Origin of the sequence: Cupriavidus taiwanensis LMG 19424 (assembly GCF_000069785.1) — a bacterium.
Classification (GTDB): domain Bacteria; phylum Pseudomonadota; class Gammaproteobacteria; order Burkholderiales; family Burkholderiaceae; genus Cupriavidus; species Cupriavidus taiwanensis.
Window position 1 is genome coordinate 1,166,642 of sequence record NC_010528.1, and the last position, 14,694, is coordinate 1,181,335.

Consider the following 14,694-nt stretch of genomic DNA (forward strand, 5'->3'; position numbering starts at 1 on the left):
AGCCTTCGCGCTGTCTTTCCCGGGCCCCGCCGTGGCGCGATGCGCCCGCGGCCGGCGGCCCGTACCCGACGAGAATCCATGCTTCGCAAACTGTTCCGCAAGTGGCGCGAGTCGCGCAATGCCAGCCTGCAGCTCGACGCCATCCTGGCCGCGGCCGATCCTGAGGCGCCGCTGGCCGAGCGCAACGGCTGGCTGATCGAACTGGCCTTCTGGATCCGCCGCGACGGCGGACTCGGCGCCGACGCTGACGGCGAGGAAGACGGCGCGCCGCGCCGCTATCCGGAGCACGTGCGGCTGCGCTACCTGCTGCAGGTGCTGGAGCGGCACCCGGACTGGGCCGCGCGCTTTGCCCGGACAGTGCGCAGCCTGCTGCGCGAGAACGATCCCACCGGCCTGTTCTGCGATACCGGCGTGGCCCAGCACCCCGGCTTTTTCAGCGAGATGGTGAGCCGGTTGCAAAGCCGCTTCCTGCCGCCGCCGCCGAACCGCAGCGACATGGCCGCGCTGTTCACGCTGGTGTTCGTCGGCGACGACGATGCCGACTGGGTCGAGGCCATCGACGATATGCTGATGGCCCGGCTGGCACGCGTGCTGGAGGCCGGCCACGCCGATGGCGCGGCGTCCGGCCTGGCGCGCTACCGCGAGGCGCTGGGACAGACGCTGGTCACCAGCATCGCGGTGCTGGTCAGCCAGGTGCGCGCCACCGGCCTGAGCCAGGCGATCCGCTCGCGGCTGGCGGGGCGTGTCGAGGACACGCCGTTCTTTCGCCTGGACGAGGCCATCCAGGCCCTGCGCGAGGACGGGCTGCGCCGCGACGACAGCAGCTTCGGGCATCGCCTGAACTACTTCCGCGCGCTGCTCGACGGCTGCCACGCGGCCGCGCGCCAGGTGTACGAAGACCTGGAGGAAAACGGCGTGTCGGTCGAGGTGGTGTTCCAGATCGAGCGCATGAAGGTGCAGCTCAGCCGCATCGAGCTGCTGCTGGCGGCGTGGGTCGAGCCCGGCCGGCGCGGCATGCCGGCGCACCTGGTGGCCGAGCTGATCCGCTCGACCCAGGCGCGGCGCAGCATTGCGCATCTGGCCGGGACCTCGTTCGCGCAGCTGGCGCGCAAGGTGGTGGAACGCTCGGCCGAGACCGGCGAGCACTACATCACGCGCGACCGCCGCGAATATGCCGAACTGGTGCGGGCCGCGGCCGGCGGCGGCCTGGTCTCGGTGGCCACGGTGTACCTGAAGTTCCTGATCTACGGGCTGCACCTGGACAAGTTCAGCGAGGGCGTACTGGCCTCGCTCAACTATGCCGGCAGCTTCCTCGCCATCCATTTCGCGCACTTCACGCTGGCGACCAAGCAGCCGGCCATGACCGGGCCCGCGCTGGCGCACCGGCTCGACGGCGCGGGGCGGCCGGAAGGGCGCGAGATCTTCGTCGACGACACCGTCGCCATGATCCGCTCCAACGCGGCCGCCATTGCCGGCAACCTGGCGGTGGTGTTTCCGGTGGCGCTGGGCGTCCAGTGGCTGGCGCATCGGCTGCTGGGCACCAACCTGATCACTCCGGCCAAGGCGATCGCCACCATCGAGTCCTTCTCGATCCTGGGGCCGACGCCGCTATACGCGGCCTTTACCGGCGTGCTGCTGTGGCTGTCCAGCCTGTTCGCGGGCTGGGCCGACAACTGGTTCGCGCTGCATCGCGTGCACGACGTGATGGCCTGCCACCGCCGCCTGCAATATGTGCTGGGCGCGCGCGGCGCCACCCGCATGGCGGACTTCTGGAAGCGCAACCTGTCGGGCATCGTCGCCAATGTGTCGCTGGGGCTGCTGCTGGGGCTGGGGCCCGAGATCCTGAGCTTTTTCGGCCCGCATATGGAAGTGCGCCATGTGACGCTGTCGACCGGGTCGGTCGGCGCGGCGATCGGCGTGCTGGGGTGGGATGCGCTGCGCATGCCGGCGCTGTGGCTGGCGGTCGCGGGCATTGCGCTGATGGGCATGCTGAATGTGGCGGTCAGCTTCGCGCTGGCGTTCAATATGGCGCTGCGGTCACGCAATCTGCGGCGGGTCGATCGCGCCGAGCTGAGCGCGGCCGTGCGGCGGCGCATCCTGAAACAGCCGCTGTCGCTGCTGGTACCGCCGCGCGTGGCGCCCGAGCGGGCGGCTGCAGGCGGGCGCCAGGCCTGAGGGGCAGGGTGGGTCGGGGTGGTGCGGTGCGGCAGGGGTAGTTGACTGAATTAGTCGGGTACCTTTATACTTGACGGAAACGATCAAGTATTAGCTTCACCCCCACGCTTCACCCCAGAGCCCTGCACCATGAGACTGACCACCAAAGGCCGCTTCGCGGTCACTGCCATGATCGACCTGGCCATGCGCCAGGACCAGGGACCGGTCACGCTCGCCGGCATCAGCCAGCGGCAGAAGATCTCGCTGTCGTACCTGGAGCAGCTGTTCGGCAAGCTGCGCCGGCACGAGATCGTCGAAAGCGTGCGCGGCCCGGGCGGCGGCTACAGTCTGGCGCGCAAGGCCGAGGACGTCACCGTGGCGGACATCATCATCGCCGTGGACGAGCCCCTGGATGCCACCCAGTGCGGCGGCAAGGGCAATTGTAACGGAGATGACGGCTCGGGGCGCTGCATGACCCACGAGCTGTGGGCCACGCTGAACCAGAAGATGGTCGAGTACCTCGACTCCGTTTCCCTCAAGAACCTGGTGGACCAGCAGCGCGAGCGCCAGCCCGCCGTGCTGCACGACATGCGCGAAGACGCCGCGCAGCCGGTCGCCGCCGCGCGCGGCAAGGCCGACAAGCAGGAAAAGCCGGTCCGGGCCAGAATGGTGAATTCAGTTTTCAGCCTGGCGCAATCCTGAGCGCGCGGGCAAGACAGCAACACAGCGATCAGCGGTCCCTTACAAGGCAGTCATAACGATGAGCACCCCACATTTCCCCATCTACATGGATTACTCGGCCACCACGCCGGTGGACCCGCGCGTGGCGGACAAGATGATTCCGTACCTGCGCGAGCAGTTCGGCAATCCCGCGTCGCGCAGCCATGCGTACGGCTGGGACGCGGAGCGCGCGGTGGAAGAGGCGCGCGAGCAGGTGGCCGCACTGGTCGGTGCCGACCCGCGCGAGATCGTGTGGACCTCGGGGGCGACCGAATCGGACAACCTGGCGATCAAGGGCGCCGCGAATTTCTATTCGGGCAAGGGCAAGCACATCATCACCGTGAAGACCGAGCACAAGGCCGTGCTCGACACCACGCGCGAGCTGGAGCGCCAGGGCTTTGAAGTGACGTACCTGGACGTGAAGGAAAACGGCCTGCTCGACATGGACGTGTTCAAGCAGGCGCTGCGCCCGGACACCATCCTGGTGTCGGTGATGCTGGTCAACAACGAGATCGGCGTGATCCAGGACGTCGAACAGATCGGTGAGATCTGCCGCGAGAAGGGCATCATCTTCCATTGCGACGCCGCGCAGGCGACCGGCAAGGTGGCGATCGACCTGAACAAGCTGAAGTGCGACCTGATGTCGTTCTCGGCCCACAAGACCTACGGCCCGAAGGGCATCGGCGCGTTGTACGTGCGCCGCAAGCCGCGCGTGCGCATCGAGGCGCAGATGCACGGCGGCGGCCATGAGCGCGGCATGCGCTCGGGCACGCTGGCCACGCACCAGATCGTCGGCATGGGTGAAGCCTTCCGCATCGCCCGCGAAGAGATGGCGACCGAAAACGAGCGCATCCGCATGCTGCGTGACCGCCTGTGGAACGGCCTGTCGGACATGGAAGAGGTCTACCTGAACGGTGACCTGGAGCACCGCGTGCCGCACAACCTGAACGTCAGCTTCAACTTCGTCGAAGGCGAGTCGCTGATCATGGCGATCAAGGACGTGGCGGTGTCGTCGGGCTCGGCCTGCACCTCGGCCTCGCTGGAGCCCTCGTACGTGCTCCGCGCGCTGGGCCGCAACGACGAGCTGGCGCACAGCTCGATCCGCTTCACGGTGGGCCGCTTCACCACCGAGCAGGAAATCGACTACACCGTCGAGCTGCTCAAGAGCAAGATCGGCAAGCTGCGCGACCTGTCGCCGCTGTGGGAAATGTTCAAGGACGGCGTCGACCTGAATTCGATCCAGTGGGCTGCGCACTGAACACCCGCCGGATCCCGCGAAAATAACAGCAAGACCCCCCGTAAAAGATACGCAAGAGGTAAGCCAAATGTCATACAGCACGAAGGTTCTCGACCACTATGAAAACCCCCGCAACGTCGGTTCGTTCGACAAGAACGACGACGCGGTCGGCACCGGCATGGTCGGCGCCCCGGCTTGCGGCGACGTGATGAAGCTGCAGATCAAGGTCAACGAAGCAGGCGTGATCGAAGACGCCAAGTTCAAGACCTATGGCTGCGGCTCGGCCATCGCTTCGTCGTCGCTGGTGACCGAGTGGGTCAAGGGCAAGACCGTGGACCAGGCGCTGGAGATCAAGAACACCCAGATCGCCGAGGAACTGGCGCTGCCGCCGGTGAAGATCCACTGCTCGATCCTGGCCGAAGACGCGATCAAGGCCGCCGTCGAAGACTACAAGAAGAAGCACGGCGCCGAGCAGAAGGCCGCCTGAGCTGTCGCACTGACCACGGCATCGACGAAGGAACGCAACGATGATCACCATGACCGAGAAGGCCGCCAAGCATGTGGCGCGCTACCTGGAACGCCGCGGCAAGGGCGTGGGCCTGCGCCTGGGCGTGAAGACCACCGGCTGCTCGGGCCTGGCCTACAAGCTGGAATACGTCGACGAACTGCTGCCGGAAGACAACGTGTTCGAATCGCACGGGATCAAGGTCATCGTCGACGCGAAGAGCCTGCCGTATATCGACGGCACCGAACTCGACTACGCGCGCGAAGGGTTGAACGAAGGCTTCCGCTTCAACAACCCCAACGTCAAGGACGAGTGCGGCTGCGGCGAGTCGTTCACGGTCTGACGCACGCCAGCGCAGGCTGACGCGGGCAGGGCCGGTGGAGCGCCGCATCGTCGGCTTCCGCCGCGACGAGGAAGGCCACTGGGTGGCCGAACTCGACTGCGGCCATGGCCAGCATGTGCGGCACGACCCGCCGTGGCAGTCGCGGCCGTGGACGCAAAGCGAGGCGGGCCGCGCCGCCATGATCGGCACGCGGGTGAACTGCCTGAAGTGCGACCGCAACGAGCCGCCGGCCGAGTGGGCCGGCCAGCCTGCGCGGTAGCGGCGGCAGCACGGACGAAGGGCGGCGCGGCCGCTCTTTTTTCTTGGGGAAGCAGTTGAAAGACGATTTTTTTGCGCTGTTCGGCCTGCCGGTGCAGTACGGCGTCGACGAGGCCGCGCTCGACGCGGCGTACCGGACCGTACAGTCGCAGGCGCATCCGGACCGCTTCGCCAAGGCCGGCGATGCCGAGCGCCGCGTGGCGATGCAGTGGGCCGCGCATGCCAACGAAGCCTACCGCACGCTGCGCCAGCCGCTGCGGCGCGCCACCTACCTGCTGAAGCTGCGCGGCGTCGATGTGCAGGCCGAGAACAACACGGCCATGACGCCGGCCTTCCTGATGCAGCAGATGGAATGGCGCGAAGCGCTGCAGGAAGCGGTGGAAGAGCGCGCAGTGGACCGGCTCGATGCGCTGCTGCGCGAACTGCGCCAGGAAAAGCGCGAGCGCCACGCGGCACTCGGCGCGCTGCTGGACGCTGGCGACAACGAGGCGGCCGGCGGCGCGGTGCGGCAACTGATGTTTATCGAGAAGATCGAGCACGATACCAGCGAGGCCATCGACCGGCTGGAAGACTGACCGGCAAGATCGCCGGGGCCATGACACAATGGCGCCCGGCCTGAAATCCGCCCAGCTGGCGGGTTCCCCTGCCGTACAAGACAGCGAAGAATTACCATGGCACTGCTTCAGATTTCCGAACCCGGCATGTCGCCGGCGCCCCACCAACGCCGCCTGGCCGTCGGCATCGACCTCGGCACCACCAACTCGCTGGTGGCCGCGGTGCGCAGCAGCATCCCCGAGGTGCTGGCCGACGAGCGCGGCCGCGCGCTGCTGCCGTCGGTCGTGCGCTACCTGCCGGACCGTACCGCACAGATCGGCTACCGGGCCCAGGACGAAGCGGTGCGCGACCCCAAGAACACCATCGTGTCGGTCAAGCGCTTCATGGGCCGCGGGCTGCGCGACGTCGCCAATATCGAGCACAGCCCGTACGACTTCGTCGATGCGCCGGGCATGGTGCAGATCAAGACCGCGGCCGGCGTGAAGAGCCCGGTGGAGATCTCGGCCGAGATCCTGGCCACGCTGCGCCAGCGTGCCGAAGACAGCCTGGGCGACGACCTGGTCGGCGCCGTCATCACGGTGCCGGCGTATTTCGACGAGGCCCAGCGCCAGGCGACCAAGGACGCCGCGCGCCTGGCCGGCCTGGAAGTGCTTCGCCTGCTCAACGAGCCCACCGCCGCGGCCATTGCCTACGGCCTCGACAACGCCGCCGAAGGCATCTATGCCGTGTATGACCTGGGCGGCGGCACCTTCGATATCTCGGTGCTCAAGCTCACCCAGGGCGTGTTCGAAGTGCTGGCCACCGGCGGCGATTCGGCGCTCGGCGGCGACGACTTCGACCAGCGCCTGCTGTGCTGGATCGTCGAGCAGGCCAATCTGCAGCCGCTGTCGGCGCAGGACATGCGCCTGCTGATGGTGCGCGCGCGCGCCGCCAAGGAAGCGCTGTCGGAAGCCGACAGCACGGTGATCGACGCGGTGCTGGAGTCCGGCGAGATCGTGCACCTGACGCTGACCGACGAGATCTTCGAGCAGATCACTGCCCACCTGGTGCAGAAGACCCTGGCGCCGGTGCGCAAGGCGCTGCGCGATGCCGGCGTGGGCCCGGAAGAGGTCAAGGGCGTGGTGCTGGTCGGCGGGGCCACGCGCATGCCGTCGATCCGCAAGGCGGTTGGCGACTTCTTCGGCCAGAACCCGCTCACCAACCTCGATCCGGACCGCGTGGTGGCGCTGGGCGCCGCGATGCAGGCCAACCTGCTGGCCGGCAACCATGCCCCGGGCGAAGACTGGCTGCTGCTCGACGTGATCCCGCTGTCGCTGGGCGTCGAGACCATGGGCGGCCTGGTCGAGAAGATCATTCCGCGCAACAGCACCATCCCGGTGGCGCGGGCGCAGGAATTCACCACCTTCAAGGACGGCCAGACCGCGATGGCGATCCACGTGCTGCAGGGCGAGCGCGAGCTGGCCAGCGACTGCCGTTCGCTGGCGCGGTTCGAGCTGCGCGGCATCCCGCCGATGGTGGCCGGCGCCGCGCGCATCCGCGTGACCTACCAGGTCGACGCCGACGGCCTGCTGTCGGTGACCGCGCGCGAAACGCATTCGGGCGTGGAGGCCTCGGTGACGGTCAAGCCGTCGTACGGGCTGGCCGACGACGATATCGCGCGCATGCTGCAGGACAGCTTCCGCGAAGCCGAGCACGACATGAAGAGCCGCGCGCTGGCCGAGGAACGCGTCGAAGCGGACCGCCTGGTCGAGGCCACGCAACGCGCGCTGGAAACCGACGGCGACCTGCTGTCCGCCGACGAGCGCGCCGCGGTGGAAGCGCTGATGGCCACGGTGCGCGAGATTGCCACCGGCGAGGACCATCTGGCCATCCGCGCCGCGGTGGAAAAGCTCTCGCACGGCACCGACGAATTTGCGGCGCGCCGCATGGACCGCTCGATCAAAAGCGCACTGGCGGGGCGCAAGGTGCAGGAGCTGGGCTGATCACCGCGCCTGTACCGCACTACAGAACCCAGGAAACGACATGCCACAGATCATAGTTTTGCCCCACGTCGAATACTGCCCGGAAGGGAAGGTGATCGAGGCCGAGAAGGGCGTCAGCGTGCTCGACTCGCTGCTCTCCCACGGTATCGATCTCGAGCACGCGTGCGAGAAGTCCTGTGCCTGCACCACTTGCCACGTGATCGTGCGCGAGGGCTTCGACTCGCTCAACGAGGCCGAGGAGAAGGAAGAGGATTTGCTCGACAAGGCCTGGGGCCTGGAGCCGAATTCGCGCCTGTCGTGCCAGGCCATCGTCGACGAGGAAGACCTGACCGTCGAGATCCCCAGGTACACCATCAACCACGCCAAGGAAGGCCACTGAGCGGCCGGCACAGACCTCAGCGGAGAACAAGCCCATGAAGTGGACCGACACCTACGCCATCGCCGAAGCCCTGTACGACAAGTTCCCGGAGGTCGATCCGGCCGGCGTGCGCTTTACCGACCTGCGCCGCTGGGTGCTGGAGCTCGACGGCTTTGCCGACGATCCGGCGCGCTCGGGCGAGAAGATCCTGGAGGCGATCCAGCAGGCGTGGATCGAGGAAGCGGAATGAATTCCTGATGTCAGGAATGAGAAAAAGGCCGGCTTGATGCAGGCCTTTTTGCTTTGATGCTGGACGATACGAACTAATCGACCGCTCGGTTTGCAGTGCCTCAGTCTTCCTTGCGCAGATGCGGGAACAGAATCACGTCGCGGATATTCGGGCTGTCCGTCAGCAACATCACCAGCCGGTCGATGCCGATGCCGCAGCCGCCCGTCGGGGGCATGCCGTATTCCAGCGCGCGGATGTAGTCGGCGTCGAAGTACATCGCTTCCTCGTCGCCGGCGTCCTTCTGCTCGACCTGCTTGCGGAAGCGGTCGGCCTGGTCCTCGGCGTCGTTCAGCTCGGAGAAGCCGTTGGCGATCTCGCGGCCGGTGATGAACAGCTCGAAACGCTCGGTGATGCCCGGCACCGTGTCCGAAGCGCGCGCCAGCGGCGAGACCTCGACCGGGTAGTCGACGATAAAGGTGGGCTCCCACAGCTGGCTTTCGGCGGTTTCCTCGAACAGCACCAGCTGCAGCGTGCCCAGCCCGGCGTTGAGGAACTGCGGCGCGTTGGTGTTGACGCCGAACTTCTTCAGCTCGGTGCGCAGGAATTCAGCATCGGCCAGTTGCGCGTCGGTGTACTGCGGCGCGAACTTCTGGATCGCCTGGCAGATGGTCAGGCGGTGGAACGGCTTGGACAGGTCCAGCTCGCGGTCCTGGTAGGTCAGCACGGCGCTGCCGCGCGCGTCGATCGCGGCCTTGCGGATCAGGTCTTCGGTGAAGTCCATCAGCCAGCGGTAATCCGTGTAGGCCGCGTAGAACTCCATCATGGTGAACTCGGGGTTGTGGCGCGGGCTCACCCCCTCGTTGCGGAAGTTGCGGTTGATCTCGAACACGCGCTCGAAGCCGCCGACGATCAGGCGCTTCAGGTACAGCTCGGGCGCGATGCGCAGGAACATCTGCATGTCCAGCGCATTGTGGTGCGTGATGAACGGCTTGGCCGCGGCGCCGCCCGGGATCGGGTGCAGCATCGGCGTTTCCACTTCCATGAAGCCGGCGTCGGCCATATGGCGGCGCAGCGACGAGATCGCATCGGTGCGGGCGCGGAAGGTGTTGCGCGTTTCCGGCGACACGATCAGGTCGACATAGCGCTGGCGGTACTTCATTTCCTGGTCGGCCAGGCCGTGGAACTTGTCCGGCAGCGGGCGCAGCGACTTGGACAGCAGGCGCAGCTCGCGCACCTGCACCGACAGCTCGCCCTTGTTGGTGCGGAACAGTTCGCCGCGGGCGCTGATGATGTCGCCCAGGTCCCAGTGCTTGAAGGCGGCGTAGACCTCTTCGCCGACCTTGTCGCGGGTGATGTAGAACTGGATCTGGCCGCTGCCATCCTGCACGGTGGCGAAGCTGGCCTTGCCCATCACGCGCTTGAGCATCATGCGCCCGGCGATGGCGACCTCGACCGGCGCGGCCTCGAGCGTGGCCTGCTCGGTGTCGGCGTACTGCGCCTGCAGCGCGGCGGCCTGGTGGGTCGGGCGGAAATCGTTGGGGAAGGCCACGCCTTGCTGGCGCAGCGCGGCCAGTTTCTCGCGCCGCTCCGCGATGATCTTGTTTTCGTCGACGGCGGGCGTGTCGGCGGCGGCCTTGTTCTGCGCCGGGGCCTGGGCGCGATTCGGTTCGGTCATGATGTCTTGTCGGTCGCGCGCCGGGCAGCGCGCGGGTTCAGTATGGCTTCAGTAGTTGCGGAGATCGTCCAGCTCGGTGCTGCCGAAATCCGGGCGGTGCAGGTAGGCGACGATGCGGCCGGCCGTTTCCTCGGCCGACGCGAGCTGCTGGTTGGCCTTGAGCTCGCGGAAGCGCTGCACCTGGGCAAAATCGGCATTGCGGATGGTGGCCTGCATGCCGGTATCGATCACGCCCGGCGCCAGCGCCACCGCGCGAACGGTGCGCGGCGCCTCGGCGTGGGCGTATTCGGCATTGACCGAGCGCATGAACATGTCGAGCCCGGCCTTGCCGGCGCAGTAGGCGCTCCAGCCTTCGATCGGGCGCCGTGCCGCGCCGGAGGAGATCGCCAGCACCTTGCGCGGGCAGCCGAACTTCTCGGTGCGCTCCAGGAACGCCGCGGTCATGGTCATCGGCGCCGCCAGGTTGGTCAGCAGGTGCGGCACCAGCGATTTTTCCTGCAGCGCCGCGACCGGCCCGATCGGCTCGACTACGCCGGCGTTCAAGATCAGCGTGGCGCTGGTCGGCGGCAGGTCGAGCGTGTCGAGCACGCTGGCCAGCCAGGTGGCTGCGGGGCCGGCCTGCGACAGGTCCTGCAGGTGCCAGGCCACCGGCACGCCGCTGAGCGTGGCGATGCGTTCGAGCTCGGTGTTGCGGCTGCGCGCGACGCAGATCAGGCGGTTGCCCGGCACCAGCAGGGCGTTGGTCAGTGCCGCGCCCAGCCCGCGCGAGGCGCCGGTGATGATGTACAGGTGATTGGCTTCGCTCATGGTGCCCCGGTCGGAAAGGCCGTCGTGCCGGCATGGCGCGGGCGGCGGTACAGCGATGGATGGGTTGCTGTGCCGCCGCCGGCCGGCGGCGGGTACGGACTTAAAGTCCCTGCTTGAGGCTGGCCTCGATGAACGGGTCCAGGTCGCCGTCCAGCACCTTCTGGGTGTTGGACATTTCCACGTTGGTGCGCAGGTCCTTGATCCGGCTCTGGTCCAGCACGTAGGAGCGGATCTGGTGGCCCCAGCCCACGTCGGTCTTGCCGGCCTCGAGCTTGTCGGCCTCGGCCTGGCGCTTGCGCATCTCGTGCTCGTACAGGCGCGACTTCAGCATCGACATGGCCTCGGCGCGGTTGCGGTGCTGCGAGCGGTCGTTCTGGCACTGCACCACGATCCCGGTCGGGATATGCGTGATCCGCACCGCCGAATCGGTCTTGTTGATGTGCTGGCCGCCCGCGCCCGAAGCGCGGTAGGTATCCACGCGCAGGTCCGCCGGGTTGATCTCGACCTCGAACGAGTCGTCCACCTCGGGGTAGACGAACACCGACGAGAACGAGGTATGGCGCCCGCCCGACGAATCGAACGGCGACTTGCGCACCAGGCGGTGCACGCCGGTCTCGGTACGCAGGTAGCCGAAGGCGTACTCGCCCTCGATCTTGATGGTCGCGCTCTTGATGCCGGCAACGTCGCCTTCGGACTCTTCCAGCACCTCGGCCTTGAAGCCCTTGCGCTCGCAGTACTTCAGGTACTGGCGCAGCAGCATCGAGGCCCAGTCGCACGCTTCAGTGCCGCCGGCGCCTGCCTGGATATCGATGAAGGCGTTGGCCTGGTCCATCTCGCCGGAGAACATGCGGCGGAACTCCATGTCCGCCACCACTGCCTCGAAGCCCTTGACGTCGGCCTCGATCGACTCGAGCGTGTCGTCGTCGCCTTCCTCTTTCGCGAGCTCGAACAGCTCTTCGGCACCGACGAGGTCATCGGTGAGCTTGCCCAGGACGCCGACCACGCCCTCGAGCATCTTCTTTTCCTTGCCGAGGTCCTGGGCCCGCTTGGGGTTGTTCCAGACGTCGGGGTCTTCCAGCAGGCCGTTGACTTCGTCCAGCCTTCCTACTTTGACATCGTAGTCAAAGATACCCCCGTAGATCTTCCGTCCGGGAACGGAGATCGGAGATGGCACCGGAGATGGCGTTGAGGCGTTCTGCTTCCATGATGTTCCTGCGCTTCGAAAACCTCGAATTATAGCGGATCGGCGCCGCAGATCGCGGCTTCCCGCCCTCTGCGGCGCGGCCGCCAGCCGAACGCAACGGCGCCCGCGCGGTCTATCCGGGGGTGCCGGGCGGCGCGCACGGCGATAATACGGGTTGCAAGCCGCCCCCGGCACAGACCAAGAACAGGACGCATGACGAAAACCAGACATGATCTCGAGCCAGGCCGGCGCCGTACGCTGGGCCTGCTGCTGGCGGCCGCGACGGCGGCGCTCACGGCCGCCTGCGGCACCACGGGCGGGCCCGTGCCGGACGGCTACTACCGCGTCGAGCGCGGCGACACGCTGTATTCGATTGCGCGCAAGCACCGTCGCAGCGTGCGCGACCTGACCCGCTGGAACAGCGACATCACCAGCCCGAGCCAGATCGAAGTGGGGCAATTGATCCGGGTGCGGCCGCCCGGCGCCGCGGCAGGCAGTGCGACGGCGTCGACCGGCTCCGACCAGGCCGTGACCGATACGCCGCGCGTCGACGGCGCCGCGGCGTCCCGCCCGCCGGCGAGCAGCATCCGCCTGCAGTGGCCGGCCGACGGTCGCGTCACGGCCAGCTTCGCGCCGCCGGCCAGCAAGGGCCTGAGCATCGCCGTGCCGGCCAACAGCACGGTGCGCGCCGCCGCCGCCGGCCGCGCCATCCATGTGGGCAACCTGCGCGGCTACGGCATGCTGGTGATCGTCAAGCACAACGACGACTGGCTCACCGTCTATGGCAACCTCGACCAGCCGCTGGTCAGCGAGGGCGCACAGGTGTCGGCGGGGCAGGACGTGGGCCGCATGGGCGCAAGCCCGAGCGAGCTGCACTTCGAGGTGCGCGGCAACGGCAAGCCGGTGAATCCGGCCGCCTACCTGCCGTCGCGGGGCTGAGCCGGGCGCGCTGCGCCGCGGGCACGCTTACTGCGCGTGCTCGATCACCAGCTGCACGCGGGTGACGCCGTTGAAGGTGTTGTTGTCGAGCCGGTAGGCCACCTGCGCGCTGGCGCCGAGCGAGTCGGCATGGTTGAACCAGATCGCGTCGAAGCGCTGGCTGCCGCGCCCCAGCTGAAGCTTCAGGTGCTTGCCCTTGAGCACGCTTTGGCGCAGCACGTCGAACTCGCCGCAGAAGGTCGGCGCCGGGAAGCCCTGGCCCCACACCTGCTGTTCCAGCAGGCTGACGAACTCGGGGCTGAAGCACTGGTCCTCGATATCGCCGTCGGTCTCGATCACGCGCGCCAGCTGGTCGTCGGTCAGCCATTCGCGCCCGACCGCCTCGAAGGCTTCCTGGAATTCGGCAAAGCGTTCGGCGCGCACGGTCAGCCCCGCCGCCATGGCGTGGCCGCCGAACTTGAGCAGCATGCCGGGGTGGCGCTTGGACACCAGGTCGAGCGCGTCGCGCAGGTGGAAGCCGGGGATCGAGCGGCCCGAGCCCTTGACGGTGGTGTCGTCGCCCGGCGCAAAGGTGATGGTGGGGCGGTGGAACTTGTCCTTCAGCCGCGACGCCACGATGCCGATCACGCCCTGGTGCCAGGTATCGTTGAACACGCTGACGGTAAAGCGCGAGGCGTCCGCGCCGGCCAGTCCGGCCATGGGCTGCTCGAGGATGCGCAGCGCTTCCTGCTGCATGCCGGCCTCGATGTCGCGCCGCTCGCGGTTCATGCTGTCCAGCTCCTGGGCGATTTCCCAGGCGCGGTTGGCATCGTCGGTCAGCAGGCACTCGATGCCCAGCGACATGTCGGCCAGCCGGCCGGCCGCATTCAGGCGCGGGCCCAGGCCAAAGCCCAGGTCGAAGGTATTGGCGCGCGCGGCCTCGCGGCCGGCGGCGCGGAACAGCGCGGCGACGCCGGGCTGCATGCGTCCGGCGCGCATGCGGCGCAGGCCCTGTGCCACCAGGATGCGGTTGTTGGTGTCCAGCTTGACCACGTCGGCCACGGTGCCCAGCGCCACCAGGTCCAGCAGCGTCTGCAGCGGCGGCTGGGTCTGCTGGGTGTAGACGCCGCGGCGGCGCAGCTCGGCCCGCAGCGCCAGCAGCACGTAGAACATCACGCCCACGCCCGCCAGGTTCTTGCTGGGGAATTCGCAGCCCGGCTGGTTCGGGTTGACGATCACCGCGGCCTGCGGCAGTTCCGCGCCTGGCAGGTGGTGGTCGGTCACTACCACGTCGATGCCCAGCGCATTGGCCGCGGCGACGCCGTCGACGCTGGCGATGCCGTTGTCGACGGTGACGATCACGTCCGGATTCTGCTTCGCCGCCAGCGCGACGATCTCCGGCGTCAGGCCATAGCCGTACTCGAAGCGGTTGGGCACGATGTACTCGACCCGCGCGCCCAGCATGCGCAGGCCGCGCACGCCGACCGCGCAGGCGGTGGCGCCGTCGCAGTCATAGTCGGCGACGATCAGCAGGCGCTTGCCGGCGGCGATGGCATCCGCCAGGTAAGCCGCGGCGTGGCCGATCCCTTTCATGGCCGCGGGCGGCACCAGTTCGGGCAGGTCGGTGGCCAGCTCGGCGGCGCGGGCCACGCCGCGCGCGGCCAGGATGCGCGCCAGCGTCGGGTGCAGGCCGGTGGCGGCCAGCGCGCTGGCGTGTTCGGGGGAATACTGGCGGATGGCGATCCGGGTCATGGGCGGGGCGGCAGTGGG

15 protein-coding genes are annotated in these 14,694 nt (G+C 67.9%); 11 read left to right on the forward strand and 4 right to left on the reverse strand.

Annotated features, from left to right (window positions below; all coding sequences use genetic code 11):
• Positions 1-78: 78 nt before the first annotated feature.
• The 10 genes from RALTA_RS05425 to iscX all read left to right on the forward strand — a co-directional run bounded on the left by RALTA_RS05425 (position 79) and on the right by iscX (position 8,362).
• Complete coding sequence (locus tag RALTA_RS05425) at positions 79-2,175, forward strand: site-specific recombinase (RefSeq protein WP_012352430.1); 2,097 nt, start codon at positions 79-81, stop codon at positions 2,173-2,175.
• Positions 2,176-2,304: 129 nt separating this feature from the next.
• On the forward strand, positions 2,305-2,856 hold the full coding sequence (iscR, locus tag RALTA_RS05430) for a Fe-S cluster assembly transcriptional regulator IscR (protein WP_012352431.1): 552 nt from the start codon (positions 2,305-2,307) through the stop codon (positions 2,854-2,856).
• A 52-nt stretch (positions 2,857-2,908) separates the two neighbouring features.
• Positions 2,909-4,132, forward strand: a complete 1,224-nt coding sequence (locus tag RALTA_RS05435; RefSeq protein WP_025582298.1) for an IscS subfamily cysteine desulfurase — start codon at positions 2,909-2,911, stop codon at positions 4,130-4,132.
• A gap of 67 nt (positions 4,133-4,199) precedes the next feature.
• The gene (gene iscU / locus RALTA_RS05440; RefSeq protein ID WP_010809025.1) at positions 4,200-4,598 is read left to right on the forward strand and encodes a Fe-S cluster assembly scaffold IscU; all 399 of its coding nucleotides are present in this window, start codon (positions 4,200-4,202) and stop codon (positions 4,596-4,598) included.
• Between the two features lie 40 nt (positions 4,599-4,638).
• Positions 4,639-4,959: an iron-sulfur cluster assembly protein IscA gene (gene iscA, locus RALTA_RS05445; RefSeq protein WP_012352433.1), complete on the forward strand. Its 321-nt coding sequence runs from the start codon at positions 4,639-4,641 to the stop codon at positions 4,957-4,959.
• 34 nt (positions 4,960-4,993) lie between these two features.
• A complete protein-coding gene (locus RALTA_RS05450; RefSeq protein WP_012352434.1) occupies positions 4,994-5,218 on the forward strand; it encodes a DUF3565 domain-containing protein in 225 nt (74 codons plus the stop codon).
• 55 nt (positions 5,219-5,273) lie between these two features.
• Positions 5,274-5,792 carry a Fe-S protein assembly co-chaperone HscB gene (hscB, locus tag RALTA_RS05455; RefSeq protein ID WP_025582294.1) on the forward strand — a complete coding sequence of 173 codons (519 nt, stop codon included), beginning with the start codon at positions 5,274-5,276 and terminating at the stop codon, positions 5,790-5,792.
• 96 nt (positions 5,793-5,888) lie between these two features.
• On the forward strand, positions 5,889-7,754 hold the full coding sequence (gene hscA, locus RALTA_RS05460; RefSeq protein WP_012352436.1) for a Fe-S protein assembly chaperone HscA: 1,866 nt from the start codon (positions 5,889-5,891) through the stop codon (positions 7,752-7,754).
• Between the two features lie 40 nt (positions 7,755-7,794).
• Positions 7,795-8,133: an ISC system 2Fe-2S type ferredoxin gene (fdx, locus tag RALTA_RS05465; RefSeq protein ID WP_012352437.1), complete on the forward strand. Its 339-nt coding sequence runs from the start codon at positions 7,795-7,797 to the stop codon at positions 8,131-8,133.
• A 34-nt stretch (positions 8,134-8,167) separates the two neighbouring features.
• Positions 8,168-8,362, forward strand: a complete 195-nt coding sequence (gene iscX, locus RALTA_RS05470) for a Fe-S cluster assembly protein IscX (protein ID WP_012352438.1) — start codon at positions 8,168-8,170, stop codon at positions 8,360-8,362.
• A 100-nt stretch (positions 8,363-8,462) separates the two neighbouring features.
• On the opposite strand, the gene lysS is transcribed toward iscX, so the two are convergent.
• The 3 genes from lysS to prfB form a co-directional block, all read right to left on the reverse strand.
• The gene (lysS, locus tag RALTA_RS05475) at positions 8,463-10,016 is read right to left on the reverse strand and encodes a lysine--tRNA ligase (protein WP_012352439.1); all 1,554 of its coding nucleotides are present in this window, start codon (positions 10,014-10,016) and stop codon (positions 8,463-8,465) included.
• Positions 10,017-10,064: 48 nt separating this feature from the next.
• Positions 10,065-10,823 carry an SDR family oxidoreductase gene (locus RALTA_RS05480; protein ID WP_012352440.1) on the reverse strand — a complete coding sequence of 253 codons (759 nt, stop codon included), beginning with the start codon at positions 10,821-10,823 and terminating at the stop codon, positions 10,065-10,067.
• 100 nt (positions 10,824-10,923) lie between these two features.
• A protein-coding gene (prfB, locus tag RALTA_RS30240) for a peptide chain release factor 2 (protein ID WP_115671049.1) occupies positions 10,924-12,028 on the reverse strand; the annotation gives its coding sequence in 2 pieces (ribosomal slippage) (positions 10,924-11,946 and positions 11,948-12,028; 1,104 coding nt in all).
• Between the two features lie 191 nt (positions 12,029-12,219).
• On the opposite strand from prfB, the gene RALTA_RS05490 reads away from it, so the two are divergent.
• A complete protein-coding gene (locus RALTA_RS05490) occupies positions 12,220-12,945 on the forward strand; it encodes a M23 family metallopeptidase (RefSeq protein ID WP_012352442.1) in 726 nt (241 codons plus the stop codon).
• Between the two features lie 27 nt (positions 12,946-12,972).
• On the opposite strand, the gene recJ is transcribed toward RALTA_RS05490, so the two are convergent.
• Complete coding sequence (gene recJ / locus RALTA_RS05495) at positions 12,973-14,676, reverse strand: single-stranded-DNA-specific exonuclease RecJ (protein ID WP_012352443.1); 1,704 nt, start codon at positions 14,674-14,676, stop codon at positions 12,973-12,975.
• Positions 14,677-14,694: the final 18 nt, after the last annotated feature.